Annotated in this window: 28 protein-coding genes; 20 read left to right on the forward strand and 8 right to left on the reverse strand. The window is 64.5% G+C overall.

Going from position 1 to position 26,826, the window contains the following annotated elements:
* The 3 genes from ACNQPB_RS00775 to ACNQPB_RS00785 are packed head-to-tail and all read right to left on the reverse strand — an operon-like array spanning position 1 to position 2,532.
* Complete coding sequence (locus ACNQPB_RS00775) at positions 1-570, reverse strand: VOC family protein (protein WP_498748278.1); 570 nt, start codon at positions 568-570, stop codon at positions 1-3.
* The gene (locus ACNQPB_RS00780) at positions 567-1,562 is read right to left on the reverse strand and encodes a LacI family DNA-binding transcriptional regulator (RefSeq protein WP_498748280.1); all 996 of its coding nucleotides are present in this window, start codon (positions 1,560-1,562) and stop codon (positions 567-569) included. The genes ACNQPB_RS00775 and ACNQPB_RS00780 overlap by 4 nt, the downstream gene beginning before the upstream one ends.
* A complete protein-coding gene (locus tag ACNQPB_RS00785) occupies positions 1,549-2,532 on the reverse strand; it encodes a Gfo/Idh/MocA family protein (protein ID WP_498748282.1) in 984 nt (327 codons plus the stop codon). Before ACNQPB_RS00785 ends, ACNQPB_RS00780 begins: the two co-directional genes overlap by 14 nt.
* Positions 2,533-2,705: 173 nt before the next feature.
* Here ACNQPB_RS00785 and ACNQPB_RS00790 point away from each other — a divergent pair, with 173 nt between their 5' ends.
* From ACNQPB_RS00790 to ACNQPB_RS00820, 7 genes are all read left to right on the forward strand, one after another.
* Positions 2,706-3,353 (forward strand): bifunctional 4-hydroxy-2-oxoglutarate aldolase/2-dehydro-3-deoxy-phosphogluconate aldolase, encoded by a 648-nt coding sequence (locus ACNQPB_RS00790; protein ID WP_498748284.1) that lies wholly within the window; start codon positions 2,706-2,708, stop codon positions 3,351-3,353.
* On the forward strand, positions 3,350-3,898 hold the full coding sequence (locus ACNQPB_RS00795; protein WP_498748286.1) for a P-loop nucleotide/nucleoside kinase family protein: 549 nt from the start codon (positions 3,350-3,352) through the stop codon (positions 3,896-3,898). The genes ACNQPB_RS00790 and ACNQPB_RS00795 overlap by 4 nt, the downstream gene beginning before the upstream one ends.
* Positions 3,899-4,244: 346 nt before the next feature.
* Positions 4,245-5,603, forward strand: coding sequence for an MFS transporter (locus ACNQPB_RS00800; protein WP_498748288.1), 1,359 nt, complete (start codon positions 4,245-4,247; stop codon positions 5,601-5,603).
* A gap of 171 nt (positions 5,604-5,774) precedes the next feature.
* A complete protein-coding gene (locus tag ACNQPB_RS00805; protein ID WP_498748290.1) occupies positions 5,775-6,596 on the forward strand; it encodes a sugar phosphate isomerase/epimerase family protein in 822 nt (273 codons plus the stop codon).
* Between the two features lie 95 nt (positions 6,597-6,691).
* On the forward strand, positions 6,692-7,483 hold the full coding sequence (locus ACNQPB_RS00810; RefSeq protein WP_498749052.1) for an SDR family NAD(P)-dependent oxidoreductase: 792 nt from the start codon (positions 6,692-6,694) through the stop codon (positions 7,481-7,483).
* Positions 7,484-7,733: 250 nt separating this feature from the next.
* Complete coding sequence (locus ACNQPB_RS00815; protein WP_498748292.1) at positions 7,734-9,467, forward strand: ABC transporter ATP-binding protein; 1,734 nt, start codon at positions 7,734-7,736, stop codon at positions 9,465-9,467.
* Positions 9,464-11,443 (forward strand): ABC transporter ATP-binding protein, encoded by a 1,980-nt coding sequence (locus ACNQPB_RS00820; protein ID WP_498748293.1) that lies wholly within the window; start codon positions 9,464-9,466, stop codon positions 11,441-11,443. The genes ACNQPB_RS00815 and ACNQPB_RS00820 overlap by 4 nt, the downstream gene beginning before the upstream one ends.
* A 126-nt stretch (positions 11,444-11,569) precedes the next feature.
* On the opposite strand, the gene ACNQPB_RS00825 is transcribed toward ACNQPB_RS00820, so the two are convergent.
* Complete coding sequence (locus ACNQPB_RS00825; protein ID WP_498748295.1) at positions 11,570-11,746, reverse strand: hypothetical protein; 177 nt, start codon at positions 11,744-11,746, stop codon at positions 11,570-11,572.
* A gap of 198 nt (positions 11,747-11,944) precedes the next feature.
* Here ACNQPB_RS00825 and ACNQPB_RS00830 point away from each other — a divergent pair, with 198 nt between their 5' ends.
* The 3 genes from ACNQPB_RS00830 (at position 11,945) to ACNQPB_RS00840 (ending at position 14,225) form a co-directional block, all read left to right on the forward strand.
* Positions 11,945-12,376, forward strand: coding sequence for an SRPBCC domain-containing protein (locus ACNQPB_RS00830; RefSeq protein ID WP_498748297.1), 432 nt, complete (start codon positions 11,945-11,947; stop codon positions 12,374-12,376).
* A 63-nt stretch (positions 12,377-12,439) separates the two neighbouring features.
* Positions 12,440-13,363 carry an RNA polymerase sigma-70 factor gene (locus ACNQPB_RS00835; protein ID WP_498748299.1) on the forward strand — a complete coding sequence of 308 codons (924 nt, stop codon included), beginning with the start codon at positions 12,440-12,442 and terminating at the stop codon, positions 13,361-13,363.
* A gap of 106 nt (positions 13,364-13,469) precedes the next feature.
* On the forward strand, positions 13,470-14,225 hold the full coding sequence (locus ACNQPB_RS00840; RefSeq protein ID WP_498748301.1) for an SDR family oxidoreductase: 756 nt from the start codon (positions 13,470-13,472) through the stop codon (positions 14,223-14,225).
* A 91-nt stretch (positions 14,226-14,316) separates the two neighbouring features.
* On the opposite strand, the gene ACNQPB_RS00845 is transcribed toward ACNQPB_RS00840, so the two are convergent.
* Positions 14,317-14,883, reverse strand: a complete 567-nt coding sequence (locus ACNQPB_RS00845) for an MOSC domain-containing protein (RefSeq protein ID WP_498748302.1) — start codon at positions 14,881-14,883, stop codon at positions 14,317-14,319.
* Positions 14,884-15,103: 220 nt separating this feature from the next.
* On the opposite strand from ACNQPB_RS00845, the gene ACNQPB_RS00850 reads away from it, so the two are divergent.
* The 3 genes from ACNQPB_RS00850 to ACNQPB_RS00860 all read left to right on the forward strand — a co-directional run bounded on the left by ACNQPB_RS00850 (position 15,104) and on the right by ACNQPB_RS00860 (position 16,643).
* Positions 15,104-15,442: an ArsR/SmtB family transcription factor gene (locus ACNQPB_RS00850; RefSeq protein ID WP_498748303.1), complete on the forward strand. Its 339-nt coding sequence runs from the start codon at positions 15,104-15,106 to the stop codon at positions 15,440-15,442.
* Between the two features lie 17 nt (positions 15,443-15,459).
* The gene (locus ACNQPB_RS00855) at positions 15,460-15,945 is read left to right on the forward strand and encodes an SRPBCC family protein (RefSeq protein WP_498748305.1); all 486 of its coding nucleotides are present in this window, start codon (positions 15,460-15,462) and stop codon (positions 15,943-15,945) included.
* 98 nt (positions 15,946-16,043) lie between these two features.
* Complete coding sequence (locus ACNQPB_RS00860) at positions 16,044-16,643, forward strand: DnaJ family domain-containing protein (protein ID WP_498748307.1); 600 nt, start codon at positions 16,044-16,046, stop codon at positions 16,641-16,643.
* Between the two features lies 1 nt (position 16,644).
* Here ACNQPB_RS00860 and ACNQPB_RS00865 read toward each other — a convergent pair whose 3' ends face one another.
* Entirely contained in the window at positions 16,645-17,973 is a 1,329-nt protein-coding gene (locus ACNQPB_RS00865) for an MFS transporter (protein ID WP_498748309.1), read from the reverse strand.
* Positions 17,974-18,298: 325 nt separating this feature from the next.
* On the opposite strand from ACNQPB_RS00865, the gene ACNQPB_RS00870 reads away from it, so the two are divergent.
* The 3 genes from ACNQPB_RS00870 (at position 18,299) to ACNQPB_RS00880 (ending at position 21,288) form a co-directional block, all read left to right on the forward strand.
* Positions 18,299-18,619, forward strand: a complete 321-nt coding sequence (locus ACNQPB_RS00870) for a hypothetical protein (protein WP_498748310.1) — start codon at positions 18,299-18,301, stop codon at positions 18,617-18,619.
* Between the two features lie 99 nt (positions 18,620-18,718).
* On the forward strand, positions 18,719-20,593 hold the full coding sequence (locus tag ACNQPB_RS00875; RefSeq protein WP_498748311.1) for a sensor histidine kinase: 1,875 nt from the start codon (positions 18,719-18,721) through the stop codon (positions 20,591-20,593).
* Positions 20,590-21,288 (forward strand): response regulator, encoded by a 699-nt coding sequence (locus ACNQPB_RS00880; protein WP_498748313.1) that lies wholly within the window; start codon positions 20,590-20,592, stop codon positions 21,286-21,288. The genes ACNQPB_RS00875 and ACNQPB_RS00880 overlap by 4 nt, the downstream gene beginning before the upstream one ends.
* Before the next feature lie 67 nt (positions 21,289-21,355).
* On the opposite strand, the gene ACNQPB_RS00885 is transcribed toward ACNQPB_RS00880, so the two are convergent.
* Positions 21,356-21,835 (reverse strand): hypothetical protein, encoded by a 480-nt coding sequence (locus ACNQPB_RS00885; protein ID WP_498748314.1) that lies wholly within the window; start codon positions 21,833-21,835, stop codon positions 21,356-21,358.
* A gap of 293 nt (positions 21,836-22,128) precedes the next feature.
* On the opposite strand from ACNQPB_RS00885, the gene ACNQPB_RS00890 reads away from it, so the two are divergent.
* From ACNQPB_RS00890 to ACNQPB_RS00900, 3 genes are all read left to right on the forward strand, one after another.
* The gene (locus ACNQPB_RS00890; protein WP_498748316.1) at positions 22,129-22,713 is read left to right on the forward strand and encodes an adenylate kinase; all 585 of its coding nucleotides are present in this window, start codon (positions 22,129-22,131) and stop codon (positions 22,711-22,713) included.
* A gap of 95 nt (positions 22,714-22,808) precedes the next feature.
* Entirely contained in the window at positions 22,809-24,620 is a 1,812-nt protein-coding gene (locus tag ACNQPB_RS00895) for a glycoside hydrolase family 15 protein (RefSeq protein ID WP_498749054.1), read from the forward strand.
* A gap of 50 nt (positions 24,621-24,670) precedes the next feature.
* Entirely contained in the window at positions 24,671-24,928 is a 258-nt protein-coding gene (locus tag ACNQPB_RS00900) for a hypothetical protein (RefSeq protein WP_498748318.1), read from the forward strand.
* Positions 24,929-24,936: 8 nt separating this feature from the next.
* On the opposite strand, the gene ACNQPB_RS00905 is transcribed toward ACNQPB_RS00900, so the two are convergent.
* Positions 24,937-26,421 (reverse strand): ATP-binding protein, encoded by a 1,485-nt coding sequence (locus tag ACNQPB_RS00905; protein WP_498748319.1) that lies wholly within the window; start codon positions 26,419-26,421, stop codon positions 24,937-24,939.
* Positions 26,422-26,491: 70 nt separating this feature from the next.
* On the opposite strand from ACNQPB_RS00905, the gene ACNQPB_RS00910 reads away from it, so the two are divergent.
* Positions 26,492-26,800 (forward strand): MmcQ/YjbR family DNA-binding protein, encoded by a 309-nt coding sequence (locus tag ACNQPB_RS00910; RefSeq protein WP_498748321.1) that lies wholly within the window; start codon positions 26,492-26,494, stop codon positions 26,798-26,800.
* Positions 26,801-26,826: the final 26 nt, after the last annotated feature.

Raw genomic sequence — 26,826 nt, forward strand, 5'->3', positions numbered from 1 at the left:
TTACACGTCCTTTCTGAAAGTGTCTTGAGTTGTTGCCCAATCCGCGGGGCCGACCAGGCGTGGTGGGGTTGCGACACGGGATCGGTCGACGATCTCCATCAGCAGCCCCCAGGGGGTAACGAAATAGGTCCAGCGGTTGCCCGCCACGCGGGGACTGTCGCCGGCGACTTCCTTGCGTTCTCCGAGCACGCGCACTCCGGGGGTTTCCCGCAGCACGGCAACCGCGTCGTCCACGTCGTCGACGACGAAGCACAGGTGGTGCCCGCCTGCGTCGCAATGCCGTGGCGGGCTTTCCCGCCGTTCGGCGCTGCTCCATTCGAAAAGCTCGATGTTCAGGTTCGGAGGCATCCGCAGCATGGCGAGGGTGAGCTTCGCATCGGCAGGGACTTCGAAGTTCGTGGGCATGAACTCGGAGTCGGGTCCGCGCTCGGAGCGGTACAGTTCCTCCGCGCCGAGCACCTCGACGAAGAAGGTGACTGCGTCCTCGAGGTTCGGAACCGTCAGGCCGACGTGGTCGGTGTACTGCAGCCCGGGCAGCCGGCGCAGCGTCTTCGCGCTGGCCCCGGTCATTTGCGCGGTCCCGAGGTGGAGGAGCGCACCAGAAGAACAGGCTCCAGAACCACGTGGTCTACCGAACCGTTCAGGTTCTGCTTTTCTGCCAGCTCGATCGCGATGCTTCCCATCTCGTCGATCGGCTGCCGCACTGTAGTCAGGGCCGGGTTGAAACGGGAACCCAATGCCAGGCCGTCGAAGCCCATGACCGATACGTCTTCCGGCACACGGATACCGCTTTGGCCCAGCGCCGAGATCACCGCGAAGGCGACCATGTCATTGGCGGCGATAATCGCCGTCGGGGGGTTTTCCATCTCCAGATAGTGCTTTGCCGCGCGGGCCCCCGCGTCCGGGTCGGAGCCGCTGTCGAGGACGACGGGCGTATTGCCGCTTTCCGTTGACAGCTCCAGGTATGCGTCCATCCGGTCCTGCGCAGTGTGGGTCCCGGAGATACCGGAAACGTAGCCGATCGAGGTATGCCCCAGGGAACGCAGGTGCTCCAGGGCGAGGACTATTCCGCGGCGACTGTCGACGGTGACTGTTGGAACCGAGGAGTCGTCTTCCACGCGGTCGATCACAACCACCTTGTGGCCAAAATCGAAGCGCTTGAGGGCCTCGGTATCGACCTTCGTGGAGGGCGCGACGATTCCGAAGGGGGCGTACATGGCCTGCATCGCGGTGAAGTACCCTTCGGTCTTGGCGGGGTCTCCGTTCGTGACACACAGCAGCAGCTGGTAGCCGCGTTCGTCAGCGGCCTGCGTCATGGTCTTGGCAAGTTCTGCAAAGAACGGGTTGGTGATGTCAGGCACGATCAGTGGGATGAAGGTGCTGGTCTTTCGACGCAAGGCCTGGGCGAGCGGGCTCATGGTGTAGCCGAGCTCCTCGGCGACCCGGAGAATGTGTTCCCGGGTTTCGCTCTTGACTGCCTCCGGCTTGGAGAATGCCCGGGAAACCGTAGAGCGGTGGACGCCTGCGGCCTTCGCGACAACGTCAATGCTAAGGTCTGCCATTTTGTCTTCCTCCGTGGTCGTCATATGCCTGCCAAATCGGGCGCATCGCATCTTCAAGCTGGGCCAGGGTTGGCAGCCCTTGGAATCCATCTTCCAGCGTCCTTGCGACACTGCGTACGAACGAATCGTAGAGAGGGTCGCTGTCCACGTTGAGCACGGCGGATTCCGTCTCTCCATCCACGGTGGTGAAGGTGGCGGAACCGTCCGAGCCGATGGAGGCGAATCCTGCCTCGCCTGCCGAGGTGTAGCTGCAGTAGCGCTTCAGCGGCGAATCGGGGAACGCATACCCCACCTCGACGATGGCTTCACGGCCGCTTGGGGTAGTGATGATGAGGCTGGCATGGTCCTCAACACCCGCGCCGTGCAGAACGGAAGACAGCCGGGAATCTACGTTCTGGACTGTCTCGTTGCTGCCCTGTAGGAAAAGATCCACAAAGTGCGGTGCCAGGTTCGCCAGGCACCCGCCACCTGCTGCAGCAGGGTCCAGCATCCAGGAATTGCCGTTATGCAAGTAGCGTGAGGGCGGCCCGGCGATAAAGGAGATTCTCTGGTACGCCGGGCGGCCGGCCTTGGCCAGCCAGCGTTCAACCGGGCCGCCCCGCTGAACGAGGGGGACTGTTACGGGTACACCGGCCGCTTCCGCAGCCTTCCGCACCTGCGAAAGTTCCGCAAGGGAGGTACCCAGAGGCTTCTCCACCACGAACGGAATGCCACGCTCGATGAGCGCAAAGCACTTTTCTGCCATGCCATTGTGCGGGCCGAATACATAGGCAAGCTCAAGGTCCGGCAGGTCCACCAGGCTCCGCCAGTCAGCCTCGACGGGAGCACCCCACGTTTCCGCGAGTTCCTTGACCAGCGATGCGTTCTCGTCGCTGATGCCCACGACCTGGTGTTCTTCTCCGACCGCCCGGGCAAGGAGCGGAACGTGCCAGTGTGAAGCGCCAAGGATGACCGTGCGTGGTCTACTCATCTGCCAGCCCCTTTGCTAAGTATGAGATCGATTGCTGAGATCGGTTGCAATAACAGTATGGATGGTGGGAGAGTTTGTCAACGACACTTCAAGAGTGGCGCCAACGACACTTCAAAAGCGACCCACGATGCCTCGGAGCAGAGAAGCTTCCTGGGTCAGAAGAAAGGCCAGCAATGTACAAGAAATTTCGCACCCTGCAAACCATCCACGAGTCCGGCGCCGTCCTGATCGTGCGGCTTGAAAGCGCGGATCTGGCAGAACGCGTGGCGGAGGCGGCAATTGCCGGAGGTTTCCGGGCTCTGGAAATCACGCTCTCGATCCCGGGCGCCGTGGATGTGATCCGGCGCCTCGCTGCCAAGCACGGGCCCAGCGGGGTAGCGGTTGGAGCCGGAACGGTTTTGGATGAGCACTCTGCGTACGAATGCATCCGCGCCGGCGCTGACTTCCTGGTCAGTCCCCAGCTCAACCCCGCCATGATCCGGACGGCCAACCGGTACCAGGTGCCCACCGTCAGCGGCGCCTACACGCCCACCGAACTTGTTGAGACTGCTGAAGCCGGCGCCGACATCCTCAAGCTCTTCCCCACCGAAGCCGGCGGCATTCCGTACGTAAAATCGGTCCTTGCCCCCTTGGCGCACCTGCCGGTCATGCCGGCAGGCGGCGTCACCCCGGGGAATGTCTCTGAATGGTTCGCCGCCGGCGTCGTCTGCGTTGGAGTCGGCAGTGCCGTGACAAAAGCATGGCAGCCCGACGGCGACTTCACCCGTGTTACCGAGGCCGCCAGGGAGTTTCTCTCGGCAGTAGCTGAGGCCCGTCAATGACGGCACCCAGAGTCTTCATTGTCATCGGCCCCGCAGGATCCGGAAAGACGACCATTGCCCAGCAAACGGCCAAGGAGCACGATGCCGCGTATCTGGACAAGGACCGGATCTGCGGCCGCCTGGTCGAGTTTGCCCTGAAGGCGGCCGGGCACGACCCCACCGATCGGGAATCCAACGGGTTCTACCGGGAAAATGTGTTGCCCCTGGAGTACGAGACGCTCATGGATGTGGCCGGAGCGAACCTGCGACTGGGGCGATCGGTAGTACTCGATGCCCCCTTCGGCGCGTACTTCGCCATGCCGGACTATCTGATGCGCGCTGCAGAAGAATTCCACTGGCCTCCCTCCGAGACCACGGTGGTACGGGTGCGGCTCCCGCAGCATGTTCTCCGGGAACGGCTTATTCAGCGGGGTCTGGAGAGGGACCGGTGGAAACTCGCGCATTGGGACGAGTACTGGGCATCGTACGGCAGCTTGAACTGTGCCTGGTCCGGGGTCCGGTTCCTTGATATCAACAACGAGAAAACCCTGCCAATCCAAGGGTGACGCCTTGGCCGGGCTCGTGTGGATCAACCCCCGTGTGTCTTCCCGCCAGGTGCCGGCAAATGGTTCGGGCCTCCGGTTTCTGAATCGAAAAAAACCGTTGACAGAGTAGTCCCGCCTACGTATCGTTGCTTGCAACCGATCTCAGCAACCGATCTCATTGATGAGATTACTGCAATCGATCTCATTGAAGGAATGAGGCTGGACCAGCCTCCTTCCCGCTGCAAGTTCAAAGCGGCGCCCAGGCAATATCCCAATACCCCTCCGCAGTAAACGTGAAAATATGGAGAGTTCAATGAAGACCTCAAAAGAAGCCGTCGGCAGTCCAGACCCTTCGGAGCATCCCGAAGTGTCTGAGCACCCTCGCCGCACCGTCAATATGGTGGCAGGCACGATTGGCCACTTCGTGGAGTGGTACGACTGGTACATCTACGGGCTGCTGGCGGCGGTGTTCTCGTCACAGATATTTCCCAGCGGTTCCTCGTTCGCCTCCCTCATAGCAGCACTGCTCACCTACGCGGTCGGGTTCGTTGTGCGCCCGCTCAGCGGAGTCATCATCTCTCCGCTGGCCGACCTTTTCGGCCGAAGGCTCATCCTGACTCTGTCCATCTCCGGAATGGCGCTCGGTGCTCTGATCATCGGCCTCACGCCTTCATTTGCGACCATCGGCTATGCAGCACCGATTCTTTTCCTGGTTGCGCGCATCCTCCAGGGAATCTCCGCCGGCAGTGAGGCGCAGAGCGCCATCGCATTCATGGTCGAACACGCTCCCGCGAACCGGAGGGGCTTGTTCGGTTCATTTTCCAATACCGCCAGCGGTCTCGCGACCCTTGCAGCGACCGGCGCCGCGGCAATGGTGACATCAGCCTTTGCTCCAGCGGACCTTGCCGCCTGGGGTTGGCGCATCCCGTTCGTCGCGGGCGGCCTCCTCGGCGTCGTCGGCCTGATCCTGAGGGCCCGGGCAGAAGAGACCCCCGAGTTTGAGGCAACTGCCCTCGTAGATCAAAAGTCCGCCGCGGCCCGCCTGATTGACCTGCTTCGGGAACATCCAAAGGCGCTGCTGCAGGCAGCAGCACTCTCTGCCCCGGCCGTGGCCTACTACACCTGGGCCACCTTCCTTCCCACCTACGCCAAGCTGACCACAGGCCGGGACCTGGCCTCCACCCTGACCGGGAACGTTATCGGGCTGGCCTTGCTCGTTGTCATCGTGCCGGTCTGCGGGGCGCTCTCTGATCGGCTCGGCCGGCGCAAAATCTTTCCAATCGTCGGCGCCATAGGCATGATCGTCCTCTTCTACCCTTTGCTCCTGCTGCTGAACCAGCCAGGCTTCGGCGTTTACGTTCTGGTGTCGGCCTCCGGGTGGGTGGTCCTCGGTATCTGGCAGGCCGTCTACCCGACCATCCAGGCAGAACTGTTCCCGGCATCCGTCCGGGTATCTGGCATCGGCTTCGCACACCAAATCGTGATTGCCGTCTTCGGCGGCACCGCGCCGCTTATCGCCGCCGCGTTCGTGGGCGCCGGACAGCCAATGCTCGTCGCGGTCTACATGATTGTCGTCGTTGCTCTCTGCCTCGTCGTCTACTTCACGCTGCCTGAGACAGGCAGCCGGGCCGGCCGCGTCACAGTTGCTCCAGCCGACCACGAGGTAATCGAAGGCGAGCACCTGCTTCTGAGCTCGGCCACCGACGACGCGAAGCGTTCCCAGTAGGCACGCTTGTCCTAGGAAGTTGCGGCGGCTCGACAAGACAAGAACGGGCGTGTCCTGCCCAGGTCTCGTCGAGCCGCCAAGGGTGCGATCCCCTGCACAGATCGAACTTCAAAATTGCGCTACGAATGAAACGGTTTTTCTCCATGCGCAGAACTGAGAGGATGCCTTTAAATGAACGAAATGATTATTAATACATTTTCCTATCTCTGGTCATCGGCGGCGATTGAAGCAATCGCCGAGTTGGTCGATCACGGATATAGAACTTTTGAAGTTCCAATCAGCTCTCCACACTGTTGGCCGGATGAGATCTCCACCTCGGAGCGTTCGGCAACTCATGCAAGGCTCAATGAATACGGCGCCAAAATCAGGTCGCTGAACGCCGGCGGATATGACATCAATCTGGCCAGCCCTGGCGCCAACATGCGCCGCAAAAGTGTCGAACACATCAAATCAGTTATTGATCTGGCTGTAGCTTGGGACGTTCCCGATGTTGTGATATCCCCCGGCACCAGACGCCCAATGATCTCGCCCTCACTCGAAAAGACTTACGGGTGGTTGTACGAGAGTCTGGAGAATCTGATTCCACTGGCCAAGCAGGCCGGCGTACGACTCCTTTTCGAAAACACTCCTTACTGCTTCACCCCTACGATCCGAGATCTGGTAGGAGTCGTAAATACCATTAACGACGATTCTCTCAAGATCGTGTACGACGTCGCGAATGCTGCTTACATTGGAGAGGATCCCGTAGATGGCTTGCTCTCCAACCGCGAATCAATTGGACTGGTGCATATTTCCGATACCGGCACTGAAACCTGGGGGCACGATCCAATCGGCACTGGAGTGATCGACTGGAACGGATTGGGCAATGCTGTCAAAGAAACATGCGGAGTCAATAACGTCGTCCTTGAGATCATTCGCGAAGAGAACCCTGTACACGAATTTGAGAAGGCGATGCAGGACCTCAAGAATCAAGGCTGGGAACTGGGAAGCTAGATCCAGCGACTGGGAGCGCGGCGCATCAGCCAATGGCTGCTAAAGAAGAATGGAATCGGGTTACATCCGAATCCCTGTTAGAAAGTGTGTGTGTGATGAGGGCTTTGGTCAGTGGCGGAAGTAGCGGCATAGGAGCGTCGACATCCCTGAGACTCGCAGAGGCAGCTCTTGCTCGGGGCGTGCACCCGATGATTGCCGTATGTGGACACGAATCGAACGGTAGCCAAGATCAAGTTGTTCGTTCAATCCAGTCAATGGGAGGTACCGCCATCGCATTGGCGGGCGACCTCGGGGATCCCGATGTGCCAAGTCGGTTGGTTGAAGATGCGGTAGCCGAATTTGGCGGCCTGGATGCATTGGTAGCGAATGCCGGAATCGCTAGCCCTGGCGCCATCTGTGACCTTTCCCTTGAGGACTGGGACAGCATGTTCTCCGTTAACCTCCGTGGCGCGTGGCTTCTTGCCAAAGCAAGCTACCCGCATTTGAGGCATAGCCGCGGTTCCGCCTGTTTTACGTCTTCAATGTCAGGCCAGCTACCACATGCCGGATCAGGCGCCTACAGCCCGAGCAAGGCTGCATTGACAATGCTGGCGCAAACGCTGGCGTTGGAATGGGCGCCTGACGGAATTCGTGTAAACGTGGTATCCCCGGGTATGACTCATACGAGGATGACTGAGAAGATGTATGCCGATGCCAAGATCAAGAAAGCAAGGGAGGATATCATCCCGCTGTCAAGGATCGGCGACCCCGTGGACATCGCGAATGTAATCGAATTCCTTGTAAGCCCTCTATCGGCTTATGTCACCGGACAGGACATCTGCGTCGATGGTGGCTTCTCCAAATCTATTCTTAGCCATATTCCTGGTCGTCCCAGCTCGAGATCTTGAAGCCCGGCCTTTAGCCGGCGGCCTGGGGAAGCGACGTAGCCCTCGAACCGGAACCGTGGCAGCCCGCGACGACAGTGCTCACCACTCACGACGCCGGGCCCAGGCCCTGGCCCGCTGCGGGGGGCACCCCGCGTTGCTTGAAGAGGGGTGGGTGCAGGCAGCCGCAGGAATTCCCTCTAGTTGCCCACAGCAACCAGCCGTAAACTGACTTGCAGGATCACTTCGGCGAGCGGAATCGAGCGGAATACGGATGCTCTGGAAACTCTTGGTTCAGTACCTGCGGCCGCATCAACGGCTGCTGATCGCCGTAGTGGTGTTCCAGCTGGCCCAATCAATAGCCTCCCTCTACTTGCCCACGCTCAACGCCGACATCATCGACCACGGTGTGGCCACGGGGGACACCGGCTACATCCTGGGTACCGGCAGCTGGATGCTGCTCATCACCCTGCTGCAGATCGGGTGTGCGATCACCGCGGTCTATTTCGGCGCCAAGGCCGCCATGTCACTTGGCAGGGACGTGCGCAATGCGATCTTCGCCCGGGTCGGGGAATTCTCGGAGCAGGAGGTGGCCTATTTCGGAGCCCCTTCGCTCATTACGCGGACCACCAATGACGTCCAGCAGGTCCAGCAGCTGGTCCTCATGACCTGCACGCTCCTGGTGGCAGCCCCGATCCTCAGCATCGGCGGAGTGGTCATGGCAATCAGGCAGGACGCCCAGCTGTCCTGGCTCATCGCCGTCGCCGTTCCCGTGCTCCTGATCGCGGTCGGATTGATCGTCTCGCGGATGGTGCCGCTGTTCCGCAAGATGCAGACCCGGATCGACACCGTCAACCGGGTGCTGCGCGAACAGCTGGCCGGCATCCGCGTGGTGCGGGCCTTCGTCCGCGAAGGCATGGAGACCGAACGCTTCGCCGCCGCGAACGCGGGCGTCACCGAGATGGCGCTGCGGGCCGGCCGGCTCATGGCGCTCATGTTCCCCGTGGTGATCCTCGTCCTGAATATCTCCAGCGTGGCCGTGATTTGGTTCGGCGCCTTCCGGATCGAAGACGGCTCCATGCAGGTGGGCACCCTCATCGCCTTCCTCAGCTACCTCATGCAGATCCTGATGTCCGTCATGATGGCCACGTTCATGGCAGTAATGATTCCGCGGGCCGCGGTGTCTGCAGACCGGATCGGAGAGGTGCTGCGGACCGAGTCGAGCGTGCGGCCGCCGCTGGACCCGGTGCTCAGCAGTGCCGGCCGCGGCGAACTGGAACTGCTCGACGTCGGATTCTCCTACCCGGGTGCCGAGCAGCCGGTGCTGGAGGGCATCAGTTTTACCGCCCTTGCGGGGCAGACGACGGCGATCATCGGCAGCACCGGCGCGGGCAAGACCACCCTGGTGAACCTGCTGCCCAGGTTGTTCGACGCCGGGAGCGGCTCGGTGCGCCTGGACGGCGTCGATGTCCGCGATCTGCATCCGGACCTCCTGTGGGGCCACATCGGGCTTGTCCCGCAGAAGCCCTATCTGTTTTCGGGTACGGTGCGCAGCAACCTGCTGTACGGAAAACCGGACGCCGAAGAGGACGAGCTCTGGGCCGCGCTCGCCATCGCCCAAGCGCGCGACTTCGTCGAGGAGATGGACGGGGGCCTGGACGCGCCCGTGTCGCAGGGCGGCACCAACCTGTCCGGAGGGCAGCGGCAGCGGCTTGCGATCGCCCGGGCGCTGGTGAAGCAGCCGGGACTCTACATTTTCGACGACTCCTTCTCGTCCCTGGACACCGCCACCGATGCCCGGCTCCGCCAGGCGCTCAAGCGCAGCACCGCCGGAGCCACCCTCGTGATCGTCGCCCAGCGCGTCTCAAGCATCATCGACGCCGAGCAGATCCTGGTGCTCGACGACGGCAGGATCGTGGGGCGCGGCAACCACCATTCGCTTCTGGAGACGTCCGAAACGTACCGTGAGATCGTCTCCTCCCAGCTCTCGGCGGAGGAGGCGGCATGAGCACCACGAGGGTTGAGAGTTCCAGCCAGGGCCGGCCGCAACGGCCGATGATGGGACCCGGACGCGGCGGCCCCTTCGCCGGAATGAACATCCCGGCCGAGAAGGCCCTGAACTTCCTGCCGTCCGCCAAACGGCTCCTGGGCACCCTGCAGCCGGAGCGCCTGTGGCTCGTGCTGGTTCTGGCCTTGTCCGTGGCGAGCGTTGCGCTCCAGGTGATCGGGCCAAGGCTGCTGGGCGAAGGCACCAACCTGATCTTTGCCGGCGTCGTGTCCAAGAACCTGCCTCCCGGCGTAAGCAAGGAACAGCTCATCGAGGGGCTGCGGGCCTCAGGGCAGGGCGCCAGGGCGGACATGCTCGGCCCCATGAAGCTGACGCCGGGCCAGGGCATCGATTTCACGGCGCTGTCCTCGGTGCTGCTCTGGGTGCTCGTGCTCTATGTGCTGGCCTCGGCATTCGGCTGGATGCAGGCGTACATCCTCAACGGCGTCGTCCAGCGCACCATCTACCGCCTGCGCGAAGAGATCGAAGCGAAAATCAACCGGCTCCCGCTGCGCTACTTCGATTCCGTGAAGCGAGGTGAACTGCTCAGCCGGGTCACGAACGACGTCGACAACATTTCACAGAGCCTGCAGCAGTCCATCAGCCAAGCGGTCACCTCCCTGCTGACCGTGGTGGGCGTGATCTTCATGATGACGCTGCTCTCGCCCTTGCTGGCGCTGCTCACCCTGGTCACGGTGCCGCTGACGCTTGTGACCACCATCCTGATCGCCAAGCGCTCGCAGAAACTCTTCGTGGCCCAATGGAAAAACACCGGCGAACTCAACGGGCAGATCGAGGAAAGCTACACGGGACACGCGTTGGTGAAGGTCTTCGGCCGGCAGCGCGAAGTGGAGCAGATTTTCCGGGAGAAGAACGCTGAGCTGTTCGCCGCGAGCTTCGGTGCCCAGTTCATCAGTGGCCTGATCATGCCGGCCCTGACCTTCATCGGGAACCTGGTCTACGTGGGAATCGCGGTGGTGGGCGGCTTGCAGGTGGCCGCCGGAGCCATGCAGCTCGGCGACGTCCAGGCGTTCATCCAGTACTCCCGCCAGTTCACCCAGCCCCTGGCGCAACTGGGGTCCATGGCGAACCTGCTGCAGTCCGGCGTCGCCTCCGCCGAGCGCGTGTTCGAGCTGCTGGACACCGAGGAACAGGCACCCGATCCCGCGCCTGCCGCGTCCCCGACAACAGCGCGCGGCCGGCTCGTGTTCGAGAACGTCTCCTTCTCCTACTCACCGGACAAGCCGCTGATCAAGGACCTGAGCCTGGTGGCTGAGCCGGGGCAGAGCATCGCGATCGTGGGACCCACCGGGGCGGGCAAGACCACCCTGGTGAACCTCATGATGCGCTTCTACGAGCTCGACGCCGGCCGCATCACGCTCGATGGCGTGGACATCGCCTCGATGCGCCGGGACGACGTACGCGGGCGGATGGGCATGGTGTTGCAGGACACCTGGCTGTTCGGCGGCACCATCCGGGACAACATCGCCTATGGCAGGCCCGCCGCGTCCGAGGACGAGATCATGGAAGCGGCCGGCGCCGCCTACGTGGACCGCTTTGTGCACTCCCTGCCCGAGGGCTACGACACCGTGCTCGACGACGAAGGCGGCAACATCTCCGCCGGCGAGAAGCAGCTGCTCACCATAGCCCGGGCCTTCCTCGCCCGGCCGTCCGTGCTGATCCTGGACGAAGCCACGAGCTCTGTGGACACCCGTACCGAGGTCCTGGTGCAGAACGCGATGCGGGCCCTGCGCTCCGAGCGCACCAGCTTCGTGATCGCGCACCGCCTCTCCACCATCCGCGACGCCGACCTCATCCTGGTCATGGAGACCGGGCAGATCGTGGAGCAGGGAAACCACGCGGAGCTGCTCGCCGCGGGCGGCGCCTACGCGCGGCTGTACGAGGCCCAGTTCGCGGCCCCGGCGGCGGAAGTCTGAGGGAGCCCTTAACGCGAGCGACGGCGGGAGGTAACCTCCCGCCGCGCGTTGGTCCCTTCCCAACGCTCGCAAGCTCGCGTCGGGGCCCTCGGGACGACGCTTATACCGGGGCCCTCGGAGCGCTGTTTAGGAAGCCGGGACGGCGACCGTGAAGGTGTTCGGGCCGCTGGCAGTGACGGCGATCTTGCTGGTGCAGGTGTTGTGGCGGACCGAGAGCTCGCTGATCAAGGCGTCGAGTGTGTGGTGCACGGCGGTGCGGTCCCAGATCTTGAGGGTGACGGATTCGGCAGTTTCAAACGTCATTGTTCGGCTTCCAATCATGAATTCGGTTGCCCGGCCACGCGCCAGTGCGGAGCCGGGGGCCCGGATCAGGATCCAGGCCAACTTTTCCATGGTGCACGGCGGCGCCCGGGCGGCTCAATCGACTGGATCACAGGGGCGCGTGATCCTGCTCACACTCAAGGCTTACGGCTGCTCCGGCTCCGGGGTAGGGTCGGGGCCATGAGTGAGAACTATGTGGCGACATCGGACATCACCATAGCGGCACCCGCAGACCGGGTCTGGGCCGTCCTCACGGACCCCGCAGCGATCAAGGAATTCATGTTCGGTGCGGATGTGGAGACCGACTGGTCGCTTGGCGGCAGCATCACCTGGCGGGGCGAATGGGAAGGCAAGGAGTACGCGGACCGTGGCAGGATCCTCGAATTCGACCCCGGGAACCGGCTGGTCATGACCCATTTCAGTCCGCTGAGCGGCCAGGAGGACAAGCCGGAGAACTACCACACGCTCACCTGGACACTGGAGGACGAGGGCGGCGGAACGAAGCTGACCCTTTCGCAGGACAACAACGCCAGTGCCGAGGAAGCGGAGCACTCCAAGGGGATGTGGGACAGCCTCGTGGCTAGCGTGAAGGAGATCGCCGAGCGCGGGTAGGCCCGAGCGCTGGAGAACGCGCTTCCCGGGATAGCATGCGGGGTGGGGAGTGCGGAGAACACCATGACAGCTAAGAAAGAATCACAGTTGGCAGCCACGGATCCTGCCGCCGGGCAGGATCTCGGCACTGCAGCTGCTGTCTTCAACGGGGTGCGACCAAGGCTGTTCGGCATCGCCTACCGCATGCTCGGCAGTGTCAGCGACGCCGAAGACATCGTCCAGGATGTCTGGCTTCGGTGGCAGGGCTACGACAGTCGCAACGCCGTTCGTAACCCGGCAGCGTTCCTCGCAACGACGACGACCCGGATCGCGATCAATATGGCGCAAACGGCTCGAGCGCGGCATGAAACCTACGTCGGTCCATGGCTTCCCGAGCCGGTGGACACCAGCCAGGACCCGGCGCTGGGTGCGGAGCGGGCTGAGGCGCTGGAGTTCGCTGTATTGCTCATTCTGGAGAAGCTATCGCCGACCGAACGCGCCGCATACGTTTTGCGTGAGGCATTCGACTACCCGTATCAGCAGATCGCCGAAATCATCCAGGCCACGGAAGCGACGGCTCGCCAACTCGTCAGCCGTGCCCGGAAGCATATTAGGACTGAGCGGCGTAAGCCCGTTGCTGCGCAGGAACAGCAACGGCTGCTGGAAGCCTTCATGGCGGCCGCGCGGACCGGCGACCTCTCGACACTGGAGCAACTCTTCTCGGCAGACGTTGTCAGCTACTCCGACGGTGGCGGAATTGTGCGGGCATCCCGGATTCCTGTTCTCGGCAGGGAGCGGGTGGCGAAGTACATACGTGCCTTTGCAGACCGGTTCTGGGCCGGCGTTACGGTTAGCCAAGTACAGGCGAACGGCCAGGCATCCATGGTGCTCGCACGCAAAGACGAGGGGTTCCCGTTCGCCGTCGTGACGGTCGCCGTGTCACAGCAGGGAATCGACCAGGTGCTGTGGATGATGAATCCGGAAAAGCTCGGCGGAATTACCCCTTAGACCAGGAGCCAATATTCGCAGGCCGTGTCACAAAACGCGGGGTTGTCCGGTCTTAGCTGATGACCGGAGGCATTCAGCGCCTCGGGCATAGGTTGAAAGGCTCATCATGAAGATCGTAGTAATCGGCGGCACGGGACTGATCGGCTCAAAGCTCATTGGAAAATTATCCGAGCATGGACATGAGGCGGTTGCCGCCTCCCCCAACTCAGGAGTCAACACCCTTACCGGTGAAGGACTCGCCGAGGTTCTTGTGGGTGCGCAGGTGGTGGTGGATGCCTCGAACTCGCCAGCATGGGAAGACGAAGCTGTGATGGACTTCTTCAGGACCTCGACCAGCAACATTCTGGCGGCCGAAGCCGTCGCCGGCGTCGGACACCATGTTGCACTGTCGGTCGTTGGAACCGACCGCCTGTTGGAGAGCGGGTACTTCCGGGCGAAAAGCGTCCAGGAGAAGCTGATCAAGGAATCGGGCATCCCTTACACGATCGTCCACGCGACCCAATTCTTCGAGTTCGTAGGGAGCATCGCTGAAACCGGCGCCGTGGGCAACACCATTCGCATGTCGCCGGCGCTCATCCAGCCGATCTCGGCAGACGATGTCGCGAGCGCAGTTGGGCATGCTGCCGGGGGTGAGCCGCTGAACGGCATCCTCGAGATTGCAGGTCCGGACCAGTTTGGTCTCGACGAACTCGTCCGCAAGGCCCTGAGTTTCCACAATGATCCACGCGAAGTCATCTCAGACCCCGAAGCCCGCTACTACAATTTTGTGCGGCTGACCGAGCGCGAGCTCCTCCCCGGCGATAACGCTCAGATCTTCGCGACCCGATTCGAGGATTGGCTGCCTCAGAACGCAGCACGATAGCTGCTCTGCTGTGGTGGCCTCGGTTGGAGCTCCCCCTGGCCACCGCAGCATGTCTTCGCGGCTCGGCCGCCATTGCGCACAGGTTCAGGCCTCAGGGCAGCCGCGAAGGCCGCAGGACTGTCGCCTCGCCGGCGCGTCCGGGGTCCAGCGGCACGGGGCTGAGCAGCACGGCCGGGCCGCGGTGCAGGACGCCGCCGGACAGGACCCGGCACCGGATGCCGCCGCGCCCGCGCATCGCCTTGTGGGCGCCCGGTGCGAGCATCCGGTCCATCCACGCGCAGGGATGCGCAGGCCGCCCGGCATGCAGGCCCACCTGTTCCCCGCCGGACTCCAGGACGAAGTCGTGGCCGAGCAGGGGCGCCAGCTCGGCACCGCGCAGGAAGACGTTGCGGCGGGTCAGCAGGGGGTCCAGGGGGCCGGTGCCGAGTTCCGCGGCGATGGACTCGAGGGCTTCAACGGCGAAGAGTGTGACCGCCGCGTCCATGTGCGCGGCCTTGCCGAAGAAGCGGTCGCCCACGATTCCCTTGCCTGCCACCAGCTCCACCTGCGCGGCGTCGGTGGCGGGGACCTCGGCGGCCCCGTCCTTGGCCCGGCCGAAATAGGCGTGCCCCGGCGAGACCAGGAGGTGCAGGACGTCCACCTCGTAGCGATAAGTCATGGCACCAAATTATCCTCCGGATCAAGCTCCGGCGGCCTTACGCGGCCTCAGTGGTGCGGGCCAAATACCGGTTGAAACGTTGATCACAGGCTCAAATTTCATCAGGTGTGCTGCGTTTGGCCCGGCATTTTCGCCAGCACTGCCGCCTGGCTTCAAGGCCGCAGGACGAGCCGCGGGAAATCATTGACACATCCCGGCGCCTGTCATATTCTACAACCAAATGGTTGTAGATCAGTTGGATGACGCCGGGATCGACCGCCTGTTCCAGGCGCTTGCGGATCCCACCCGCCGGGACATCGTGCGCCGGGTGACGCTGGGGGAGTACTCGGTGTCCGGTCTCGCTGCGCTTTACGCCATGAGTTTTGCCGCCGTACAGAAGCATGTGGCGGTACTGGAGCGTGCCTCCCTGGTCAGCAAGGAGAAGCGCGGAAGGGAGCAGATCGTGCGGGGCAATCACGAAGGACTGCAGAATGTCCGCCGGCTGCTTGATGAGTATGAGGAGATCTGGCGGCAGCGCGCGGCCCGGATCGCAGACATCCTCGGAGAACAACCGAAGTAGAACGGAAGGGTTCAGTAATGACTGTCATCAGTTCCACCAAGAATCCCGAGGCGCTTAGCCTCACGCTCGTTGCCGAGTTCGACGCCGACGTCAAACGCGTGTGGCAGATCTGGGAAGATCCGCGCCAGCTTGAGCGCTGGTGGGGCCCACCCAGCTATCCGGCCACGTTCGAGCAGTTCGATTTCCAGCCCGGCGGGACCGCAGCGTATTACATGACCGGCCCCGACGGCGACAAGCCCCGTGGCTGGTGGCGCTTCACATCCGTCGAGGCACCGGACCGCCTTGAATTCGATGACGGCTTTGCCGACGACAACGGCGAGCCCGTGGCCGAAATAGGTGCAGGCCACGCCGTCGTCACCCTGGAGGACCTGGGCGGGCGCACCCGGATGACCGTCCAGTCCACCTTCGAATCCGAAGAACAGATGGCCACCATGCTCCAAATGGGCATGGAAGAGGGCATGAACGAGGCGATGGGCCAGATCGACGCCATCCTCGCCGAATAATCAGGCGCCTAAGCGCAAACAGCAGCCGACGACGGCGGGAGACTCCCGCCGTCGTCGTCTGTCTTTAAGGGATTAAGGGGCCGCAGTACCCTGTGGTTATGGACGAGGACGCCAGGGACCGGGGCGCCAGGCGGCGGCTGGAACGGGCGGCGGAACTGCGGGCGGCCCGGTATTCCGGAAGACTCACGCCGGAGGAAACCGCCGCTGCCGCAGCCGACGACGAGCTCCAGGAAAAGCGCCGTAAGGTCGACAGTGCCTCGCGCGCCGACTATCTGGTGCGCGATGCCATGGCGCACGGCAAGTTCGACAACCTCAAGTACGCCGGCAAGCCGATTCCGGGCCTCGGCGATAGCTACGACCCGGACTGGTGGGTCAAGGGCCTCATCCAGCGCGAGCACCTCAGCGGCCTCGGCCCGGAGGCAATCCTGCTGCGCAGCGAAGACGCCGGTCTTGATGCCGTGCTGGATGAACAATCCACCGAGGAACGGGTGCGGGCCGTCCTGGAGGACTTCAACGCCCGGGTGGTCAATGCCCGCCGCCAGCTCCAGGGCGGACCTCCCGTGATCACCAAGACCCGGGAGGTCGCCGTCGAACTGGATCGCTGGCGCGCCCGCCGGGCAGCCGCCGCCGCTGCGCAGCCGCCCCCGGAGCCCCCGCCAGCCAGCCCATGGTGGCGGCGAAGGCCGCGGGGCCGCTAGCTTACGGAACCGGGTTGCCCAACTGGCGCAGCGGGGTCTTGTTCGTTTCCCGTGCCCACAGCGCACCGGCCACCGCCAGCAGCGAGGAAGCGGCCACAATCCAGGCGGCTGGTCCCCAGTTGGCCTTCACCGCGCCGACCAGCGTCGCGCCCAGGAGGGGAGTGAAGCCGGCGCAGAGGATGCCGATCTGCAGCCCGATGGCCATGCCGGAGTAACGGACCTTCACGTTGAAGAGCTCGGAGAACCAGGCCGGGTAGATGGCGTTGGACATCGAGTACGTGCCGGCGGTGATCAGGGTGCTGGCCAGGAAGATCATGGGGATGTTCGCTGTGGAGATCACCGAGAAATACACGAAGATCATGGCACCGGAACCGAGCACGCCGCCGATGAAGACAGGACGCCGGCCGAAGCGGTCGGAAAGCCGCGCGAAGAGGGGCTGCGAGGCAATGGCGATCACGTTGCCGAGGATGCTCACCCACAGCATGGTGGCCGCCGGGACACCGACCGACACGGCATAGGCCAGGCCAAAGGACTGCATGAAGGTGTTCGTCACCGTTTCGAAGGACATCAGGGCCACCTGGAAGAACTGTGCCGGGTGCGTCTGGAACATCTTGGTGAACGGCAGCTTCACCAGCTCGCCGTGGTCGTGCTTCTCCTCGAAGACCTCCGGTTCCTCGAGGGAGCGGCGCACCAGGTAGGCGACCACCAGCACCACGAGGGACAGCCAGAACGGGATGCGCCAGCCCCAGGCGAGGCGCTCGGCTTCGCCCATGGCGGCCACAGGCAGGAAGGCAAGGGAGGCGAGCACGATGCCCGCGGAGATCCCGCTCATGGCGAAGCTGGCGAAGAAGCCGCGGCGGCCTTCGGGGGCCTCCTCGGTGGACAGTGCCGAGGCGCCGGCGGTTTCGGCGCCCGCGGACAGGCCCTGCATGAGGCGCAGGAGCACGAGCAATGCCGGCGCCCAGTAGCCGACAGCATTGAAGTCGGGCAGCGCACCGATCAGGAAAGTGGCGGATCCCATGAGCACCAGGGTCAGGACCAGCGTGTTCTTGCGGCCGATCTTGTCGCCCAGGTGGCCGAATACAACCGCGCCGAAGGGCCGGGCCACATAGGCGACGCCGAACGTGGCGAAGGACGCCAACAGGGCGATGGTTTCATCACCAGCCGGGAAGAAGATCTTCGAGAAGACCAGCGATGCCGCGGTGGCGTAGATGAAGAAGTCGTAGTACTCGAGGGCGCCACCCAGGAACGCGGCGAGGGCCGCCTTCCTGGCCCGCTTGAGTTGGCGCTCGTTTGCCGAAACGGCAGGGCCGCTTGCGAGATTGGTCATTCCGGGAGTCCTTCCGCGCTGAAAGACGGTGTTAGGGTCATTTCTTGCTTGCAATGTTCGCATGACGAACGTTTGTACGATATGCGGTTCAAGAAAAGAGTACCCCACGGTGAGGTGGCTCACAATATCTGCCGTTCCGGGAGGCTGTGGGAGACCGCTCCGGGGACCGTCCGGGAGGCTGCCGGGGATGCCGGTTTCGGCCTGTCCGGAGGTCGCGGAGTTAGCTTCATCACCTCTGCCTGAAAACGGCTGAAACGGCGATTTGGCGGCTGCATACTTGTGTTGGTTGTTGTGAAATCCGGGTGTTGGAGATGGGGTTCGGCTGATGGAAAAGCTGATGCGTGTGGTGCGGAGCGAGTACTTCCCTGCAGGGGTTGTGCTTGGCGGAGTCCTGCTGTTCTGGACGGTGGGTTTGCTGGGCGGACTGAGCTGGCTCAGCGGCGGCCAGTCGCCCCTGACGGTGCTGTCCTGGATGATCTTCATCTATGCCGCCGTGGTGCTCTCGCCGGTGGCCGTGGCCTTTTCCCTGCTGGACATCAACCGCCGTTACCGCGGAACGCACGACGCCGGAATCGCCGAGCCGCTGCTGAAGAACCTTGCCGAGCTGCGCCGCATCGCGCTTGCCCGGCTCCAGCGCGAAGACTGACGCCGCTTCCGGGCTCCGCCCCGAACTGCCGCTGAATTTCCTGTAGCCCGCCGCCCTCCGGCGTGGGAATCTTAAGCCGTGGCGCATGGGGGAGACGCGGTGACTCCACGGCAGGCGGCGCTGGTGCTGGCGGTGACCGCCGGCCTCGCCGTCGTCGTGCTGCTGGCGGTTGACTGGTCGCCGCCCGCACTGCATGACCCGGCCCGGACTCTCGGGCTGCTCAATGCCCAAGGGGTTGTGCACCTGGGCGGAATCGCGGACAGGGTTCCTTTCAGCCTCCTCGAATTCGCGATGTTCCTGGCCGTGGGGCTGGGGCTGGTCCTTTCGGGTGTGGCCGCGTGGCGGAGCCAGCCGAACGCCGGTCCCGGCTTCCTCCTGGTCCTTGCGGGCTGGCTTTGGCTGGCCGCTGGGCTGCGCCGCTCCAGCGATCCCCTGGCCTTCACGATCGGGGTGACCCTCACCTTGATGTACCAGCCGCCGCTGCTGCAGCTGGCGCTCAGTTTCCCTACGGGCAAGCTCAAGACCCGGCTCCAGAAAGCGGCCGTGGGCTTCTTCTTCTCCCTCTGGCTGGCCATCGCCGTGGCCAACTGGGCATTTTTCGATCCGCGGCTGCATGTTGCCGCGGGAGAATCGACTTCGCAGAACCTGTTCCTGCTGCGGGACGACCTCGGGCTTACCACGGCCATCGGCAACGCCGCCCGGGTGGTGCAGATCTGCGCGGGGTTGGGCATCCTGCTGCTCCTGGGGATGCGCTGGTACGCCGGCACGGCAGCGTACCGAAGCTCTTTCCTCCCCCTCGGCTTCGCCCTGGTTCTCAAAACCGCGGCAACCATCTGGGGTGCCGCCGCCGTCGTCCAGTTCTCCGGCGCGCAGGCATCCGAGGCGCTCCTGTGGCAATACCCGGCGACGGCGCTGGTCCCGCTGGCTGTCCTGCTGGGCTTGTGGCGCTACCGCTTCGCCCGCGGTTCCCTCGGCGAACTCATGGTGGAGATCGGCGCGGCTCCGCTCAACGACCGGCTCACCCAAGCGCTGCGGAAAACGGTCCGGGACCCGAGCCTGGAACTGTGGCAGTGGTCCCCCGGAGAGCCCGGCTTCGTCGACGGGCACGGCAGGTCCCGCGAGCTGCCGGAGGAACACAGCGGGCGCGCTGCCATGGTCCTGGAACGCAAGGGCAGCCCGGTGGGTGCGCTGGTGTTCGACCAGGCGCTCCGCGACCAGCCCCGCCTGCTCGAAGCGGTGCGCAGCGCCACGTCCCTTACTTTGGAGAACCGCAGCATGGAGCAGCAGCTGCGCGAACAGCTGATCGAAGTGCGCCGCTCCCGCGAACGCATCGTCACTGCCGGGGATGCCCGCCGCCGGCAGCTCGAACGCGACCTGCACGACGGCGCCCAGCAGCGGCTGGTGGCCGTCGCCATGGAACTTGCCCGGGCCAGGCGGCTGGCTGCCGACGCCGACGTCCGGGAGTTGATCGGGCGCGCGGCCGCTGAACTCAACACGGCGCTGGCCGAGCTCCGGGAGCTGGCCCGCGGGGTCTATCCGCCGTCCCTGCGCGAACGCGGCCTCGCCGGATCCTTGACCGCCCTCGCTGAACGCACCCCCGTGCCCATGGACGTCCGGGTAGAGCTTGCCGCTTCCGTGCCGCCAGCGGTGGAACTTGCCGCGTACTTCATCTGCGCCGAGGCCGTGACCAACACGGCCAAGCATGCCGGAGCAACCTTGATCCGCGCCCGCGCCACCGGCACGGCGGACCGGCTGACCGTGGCGGTCGAAGACAACGGAAGGGGAGGGGCCGCTCCCGGGCCCGACGGCGGATTGATGGGACTCGCGGACCGTGCGGCGGCGCTGGGCGGCACCCTCGACGTCGTCAGCGCGCCGGGGCGGGGCACCACCGTCACGGCTGTGCTGCCGTTCGCCGCGGACACTGCGCCGGTTCCGGGGCCCTCGCCGGCCGTGAATGACGGAGGCCTGCCATGACCTTGCGGATTGCCATCGCGGACGATTCCGCACTGCTGCGCAGGGGGCTGGCGGCACTGCTGCAGGCCGAAGGCATGACCGTGGTGTGCGAAGCCTGCGACGCCGCTGAGCTGCTCAGCTGCGTCGACCGGGAACGTCCGGATGCCGCCGTCGTGGACATCCGCATGCCGCCTGGCTATGCCACGGAAGGGATCGAAGCCGCCAGGGAAATCCGGCGAAGACACCCCGAAACCGGGGTGCTTCTGCTGTCCCAGTACGTGGAAACCGAGAACGCGATGTCCTTGTTCGCCGGGGGAGCGGACGGCGCCGGTCCCGATGCCGGTCTTGATGGTGCACGGGGCCTCGGCTACCTCTTGAAGGAGCGCGTCTCGGACATCGAGGACTTCATGGACGCCTTGCGAAGGGTGGCTGCCGGGGGCACCGCCGTCGACCCCGATCTGGTGTCCCGCCTGGTTTCGCGCCCGCAGGAGGCCCGGCAAGGCGAGGAACTGAGCAGCCGGGAGCGGGACGTGCTTGAGCTGATGGCCGAGGGGCGTACCAACCAGGCGATCGGCCGTTGCCTGTTCCTCGGTGAACGGACGGTGGAAGCGCATATCCGCAGCATCTTCGTGAAATTCAACCTGAGGCCGGAACCCGAAGACCACCGCCGGGTCCTGGCGGTCCTGAGCTACCTGCGTTCCGCAGGCGGCCGCTGAGGAGCCAGTTGAACGCAGAACCGGCCCGGTACGCCATGCGTACCGGGCCGGTCCTTATGTAGGAGTTTTAGTTCGAGATCGAGAGGACCGCGCTGTTCTCCCAGCCCGTGTAGCCCGACCAGACGCCGCCGCTGCCCACCTGGAAGCGCACCTTCTGGTAGACCTCCTCGTAGCCGATTTCGCCGTCCACCAGGGTGCGGTAGTTGTGGATGGTGGTGCTGGTGCCGGCGCTCAGGTAGCGGCTGAAGCTTGTGCTGCCCAGGTAATCGTCGGCGTTGGGCCAGTCGTCTTCCTCCCAGCGCTCCTGCTGGATGTAGAGGGAGCGGTCGCCCGTGCAGCTCGCCGTGATCCGGTAGTCGAGGACTTTCACGCCGTTTGAGTCGATGTACGCGAAGATCGGCTTCAACGGTGTGACCGTACACGAATAGAGCGTGCTGGCCTGGGCGGGTGCGCCGAGGGCCAGGCCGGCTCCGGCAAGGCCGAGGGTGAGGGCGAGTGCTGAGATGATCCGGGCGCGCTTGGGCCGGGACGTGGTGTTGGTGCGCATTTCTCTCCTGGGGTGGGATGTGAACCGGGCTGTACGGAGGTGAACGGACATCCGCGGACGGTGCTGTGTGCCCCGGCCTTCCGGCAATCAGTGGAGGTCCCTTCGATGCGGGTCCTCCGCTCCGGGCCAAGGGTTCCTGGCCCGAAATCAATGGTGCTCCCAGGGCGGTGGCCTGCGCTTCCGTGCTAGCACGTAATTAGTCCGGCGTTTAGATAAATTCCCCCGGGCGGCGTCAAAGTCGGCCGGCTCCGCGGGACAGGTGCCAATGGGCTTGCCCGTTGCTAGGCTCAGGCATGACCCGCATGATCATCGTCGGCCCGCCCGGTTCCGGAAAGGGCACCCAGGCCGAATATCTTGCCGCCCATTTCGGCATCCTTGCCATTTCCACGGGCGAAATTTTCCGTTCCCACGTGCGGGATCTGACGGAATTGGGAGCCGAGGCCCGCGCGTTCATGGACAAAGGCGAGCTGGTGCCGGACCGGCTCACCGATGCGATGGTGGCCGGCCGCCTCGCGGACGACGACGTCAGCGGCGGCTTCCTGCTGGACGGCTATCCGCGCAACGTGGCCCAGCTTGAGGCGCTCGACGCCATGCTGGCGGCACAGGGGAAACGGTTGGCCGCCGTCGTGCACTTGGCCCTCGATGAGGAGGAACTGGTCCAGCGGCTCCTCCAACGGGCCCGGGAACAAGGACGCAGCGATGACACCGCCACGGTGATCCGCCGTCGACTGGAGCTGTACCAGGAGGAAACCCTGCCGGTGGTGACCGCGTATGCAGAGCGCGGCATCGTGGTGGAGGTGGACGGCGGCGGAGACAGGGCGGCGATCACGGAGCGGGCCATCGCCGCCGTCGGATCTTTCCTGGGAACGAAGCGGTGAACGGCGGCGCGGTGAACGGCAGCGCGGCGAACGGCAGCGCGGTGAACGGCAGCGCGGTGAACGGCAGCGCGGCGGCTTCCGACGGTGCTGTCGGCATAGAGGACTACGCCATGATCGGCGACCTGCACACGGCCGCCCTCGTCAGCACCAAAGGCTCGATCGACTGGTTATGCCTGCCGCATTTCGACTCCCCGGCGTGCTTTGCCGCCCTGCTGGATACGCCGGATGCCGGGCGCTGGCTGCTGGCACCCGCGGACGGCGCCGCCTGCACCAGGCGCAGCTACCGCAAGGGAACCCTGGTGCTGGTAAGCGAATGGGAGAACTCCGAGGGCCACGTACGGGTGACCGACTTCATGCCGCCGCGGGATGAAGTTGCCGATATTGTCCGCATTGTCGAGGGAATCCGGGGCACTGTACGGATGCGCGGGGAACTGGTCCTTCGCTTCGACTACGGGCATGTTGTTCCGTGGGTCCGGCGGGATCGGCACGGCATCGGTGCCGTCGCAGGCCCGGATGCGGCCTATCTGAGGACCACGGCGCCCCTCAAGGGCATGGACATGCGGACCGTCAGCGAATTCATTGTCGAGGAAGGTGAAATGGTCCCGTTCGTCCTGACGTGGGCCCCCAGCCACCTGCCGCGCCCGCGCTTCGTCGACCCCGCTGCCGCACTGTCGGACACCGAGCAGTTCTGGACCGAATGGTCCGCGCGGTGCACGGACGCCGGTCCGCACCACGCCGCCGTCGAACGTTCCCTGATCACGCTGAAGGCGCTTAGCTACGCGCCTACGGGCGGGCTCGTCGCTGCGCCAACCACGTCCCTTCCGGAGCAGATCGGCGGTCCGAGGAACTGGGACTACCGTTACTGCTGGCTTCGCGATGCCACCTTGACGCTGCAGTCCCTGCTTGCCGCGGGGTACACCGAGGAAGCCGCGGCCTGGCGGAACTGGCTGCTGCGCGCCGTGGCCGGCGACCCCGCGGACCTGCAGATCATGTACGGGCTGCATGGTGAACGCCGGCTGCCGGAGGGCGGCATTGACTGGTTGTCCGGCTACCAGGGATCGCTGCCCGTGCGCACGGGCAACGCGGCCGCCGAACAACTGCAGCTGGACGTCTGGGGCGAGGTGCTGGATTGCCTTTCCTTGACCAGGGCGAGCCTGTTGGCCGTCGACGGCGGGCAGGTTGACGACTCCTGGCCCCTCCAGCTGGCGCTGATGAGCCATCTCGAAGAAATCTGGATCCAGCCGGATAACGGATTGTGGGAGATGCGCGGACCGAGGCGCCACTTCACGCATTCGAAAGTGATGGCCTGGGTTGCCGTGGACCGCATGGTCAAAGGGATCAGCGAGAACGGGCTGCCGGGTCCGCTGGAGCATTGGGCAGCCCTGCGCGACACCATTCACAGGGAGGTCATAGAGCGAGGTTTCGACCCTGGGCGCAACACCTTCGTGCAGTCCTACGGGAGCCGGGAGCTGGACGCGAGCCTGCTGCTGATCCCCAAGGTGGGCTTCCTGCCGTATGACGATCCGCGGGTGATCGGCACGATCGAGGCCGTCGAAAGGGAGCTGACCGTGGACGGTTTCGTGCTGCGGTATCGCAACGAGGAGGCCGACGACGGACTGCCTGGAGGGGAAGGTGTTTTCCTTGCCTGCTCTTTCTGGCTGGTGGATGCGTTGCTGGGTATCGGCCGGGCGGCAGAAGCCACCGAACTGTTCGAGCGCTTGCTCTCCCTCCGGAACGACGTGGGACTCCTCAGCGAGGAATGGGACCCGGCGGCCCACCGGCAACTGGGCAACATGCCCCAGGCCTTCAGCCATCTTGCGCTGGTGACAAGCGCCATGCAGCTGGACCGCGGGATGACCCACCGCAGCAACGTGCCGATCGGAGATCGCGCGGGAGGGGACTCCTAGTTCGGCCGGTGGTCTGGCAGAACCGGCCACATCGGGGAACAATTGAATCCATGGCGAGCTACTCCGCGCTCGAAAAGGCAACCAGCAAGCACCCCCACGATTGGGGCCGGGCCATGGCAACCGCCATGGACAGGCTCCTTGAGGCTGCCCGAATTGACGGACAGACCTTCGAGAACGAGTTCCTCTTCGGCGAGGAACTGCAGTTACAGATCGACGAGGACAACGACGGCGTCACCGTCAAGCTCAGCTGGACCCCGCCAGGACCCGGTGGTTCGCCGGAGGATGCCGCGGAGGATTCTGCGGACTGAGCAACTGCTCACCGTCCAGGAAAACTCCGTCCAGGAAAACTCTGTCCAGGAAAACTCTGTCCAGGAAACGGCGGCGGACCGGGAAAGTATGCCGCCGGGGCGCCGTCGTCGGGACCCTGTCCGTTACTGCCCAGCAGGCTGCGGGTGAGTGCCTCACTATCGGCCATCAGCTGCTCCACCGCGACCTCCAGATGGGCGTCCGACGGCGGCTCACCGGCCAGTGCCGCGGCTACCACCGCGCGGCGCACCAGTTCCTTGGCGAACGACGCCGTGGTCCCGGCGGTGCGGGCCGACGCCGCCTTGAGTGCGGCTTCCGAAAAGCCCAGGCCCGGGGAATACAGCTCGAGGAGCCTTTCGCGTTCATGGTCCGAGGGCAGCGGGATCTCGACGGCGAGGTCCACCCGTCCGGGCCGCTGTGCCAGGGCGCGTTCAAGCATGTCCACCCGGTTGGTCGTGAGGACGAAGGCGACGTCGGCATCGCTGTCCAGTCCGTCCATGGCGTCCAGCACCTCGAAGAGCAGGGGCTGCGGGCCGTGGCCGAAACTGCGGTCCTCGGCGATCAGGTCGCAGTCCTCGAGCACCACGATCGACGGAGCGAGCGCCCGTGCGATCCGCGCCGCTTCGGAAACCCTGGCGAGGGTGCCGCCCGAGAGGAGCACTGACGTCGTGCCTTCACTTTGGCCCAGCAGGTACCTCACGGTGTGTGTCTTGCCGGTGCCCGGTGGCCCGTAGAGCAGCAGTCCCCGTTTGAGATGCTGGCCGTGCGCCTGGAGGACCGGTGCCTGGCGCGCGATGCCAAGGGTGTGGTCTTCAACGCGGTCCAGCAGCCCGTCCGGGAGAACGACATCCCGTTTGCCCAGTTCCGGGCGCCGGATGAAGGTGACCCCGCCCATGGTGGGGCCGTAGTCGCCCATGGTCAGGGCGATGACCTGGCCTTTGAAAACGCTGTTGTGCTCCAGGCTGCTGCGGATTTCGGAGAGGAAGGCCGCGGCCGTCCCGGCTTCCTCGGCGATGACCTCCAGCGTAGCCGTGTGCCGGCCGTACTGCGGATTGGCCTCGCGCTGCAGGACGGCCAGCGGTGCGCCGTCGTAGCTGAAGAGCCACAGGCCCAGTGCGACCACCTGGCGCTGCTCGTCGGGTCCGATGGCCAGGTTGGCGTAATCCGGCCGGGCCAGCGGAAACGACGGGTACATCCGGGAGTGCTGGAGGATGTCGCTCAGGGACATGTGGTTGCGCTGGTTTCCGCCGCCGATCCCTAGCAGGCGGTGCCCGGGCTCCCTGCCGGCAACGGCTTCCATCAGGATGTCCACGTCCACGAGGCGGTGGGCCTGGATCTCCTCCACCACGACGGACAACTCCGTCGCGGCGGTTCCGAGATGGTTTGTGAGCGCCTGGAACAGCTGGTTGCCGTCCGGAAACTCTTCCCTTCCGGACTGGGTCAGTTGGACCAAGGCGCCGAAGTCTTTGATGAATTTCCCCAAATTTTCATCCATGCACAGTGACCCTAGCAGGGCGGGGACGGGCTGTTGTGCGGGGCGCGGGAGCGGTGCCACAGTAAGGTGCATGGCCAGCGAAGACGATGTCCGCAGGATCTGCCTCGAATTGCCCGGGGTGAGCGAGCGGCCCAGCTGGGGCCGGCCGGCTTGGTTCGCCAAGACGCTGATGGCCCGGATATGGGAGGACGGGGTCCTGACCGTGAAATCCGAGGAACGCGAGGCGCTAGCGGGTATCGAGCCTGAGACGTATTTCTGGACCCCTCATCACGAGCGTTCCCCGCAACTTGTGCTGGTCCGCCTGCCGGGGATCGACGTCGTCGAACTCCGCGAACTGCTGGAGGAGTCCTACCGGATTGCCGGCGGGCCAGGAGAGTAGAGGCCCTGCACGCACCCCGCTGCTAC

Source organism: Curtobacterium sp. LFS079, from assembly GCF_047977865.1.
Classification (GTDB): Bacteria; Actinomycetota; Actinomycetes; order Actinomycetales; family Micrococcaceae; genus Arthrobacter.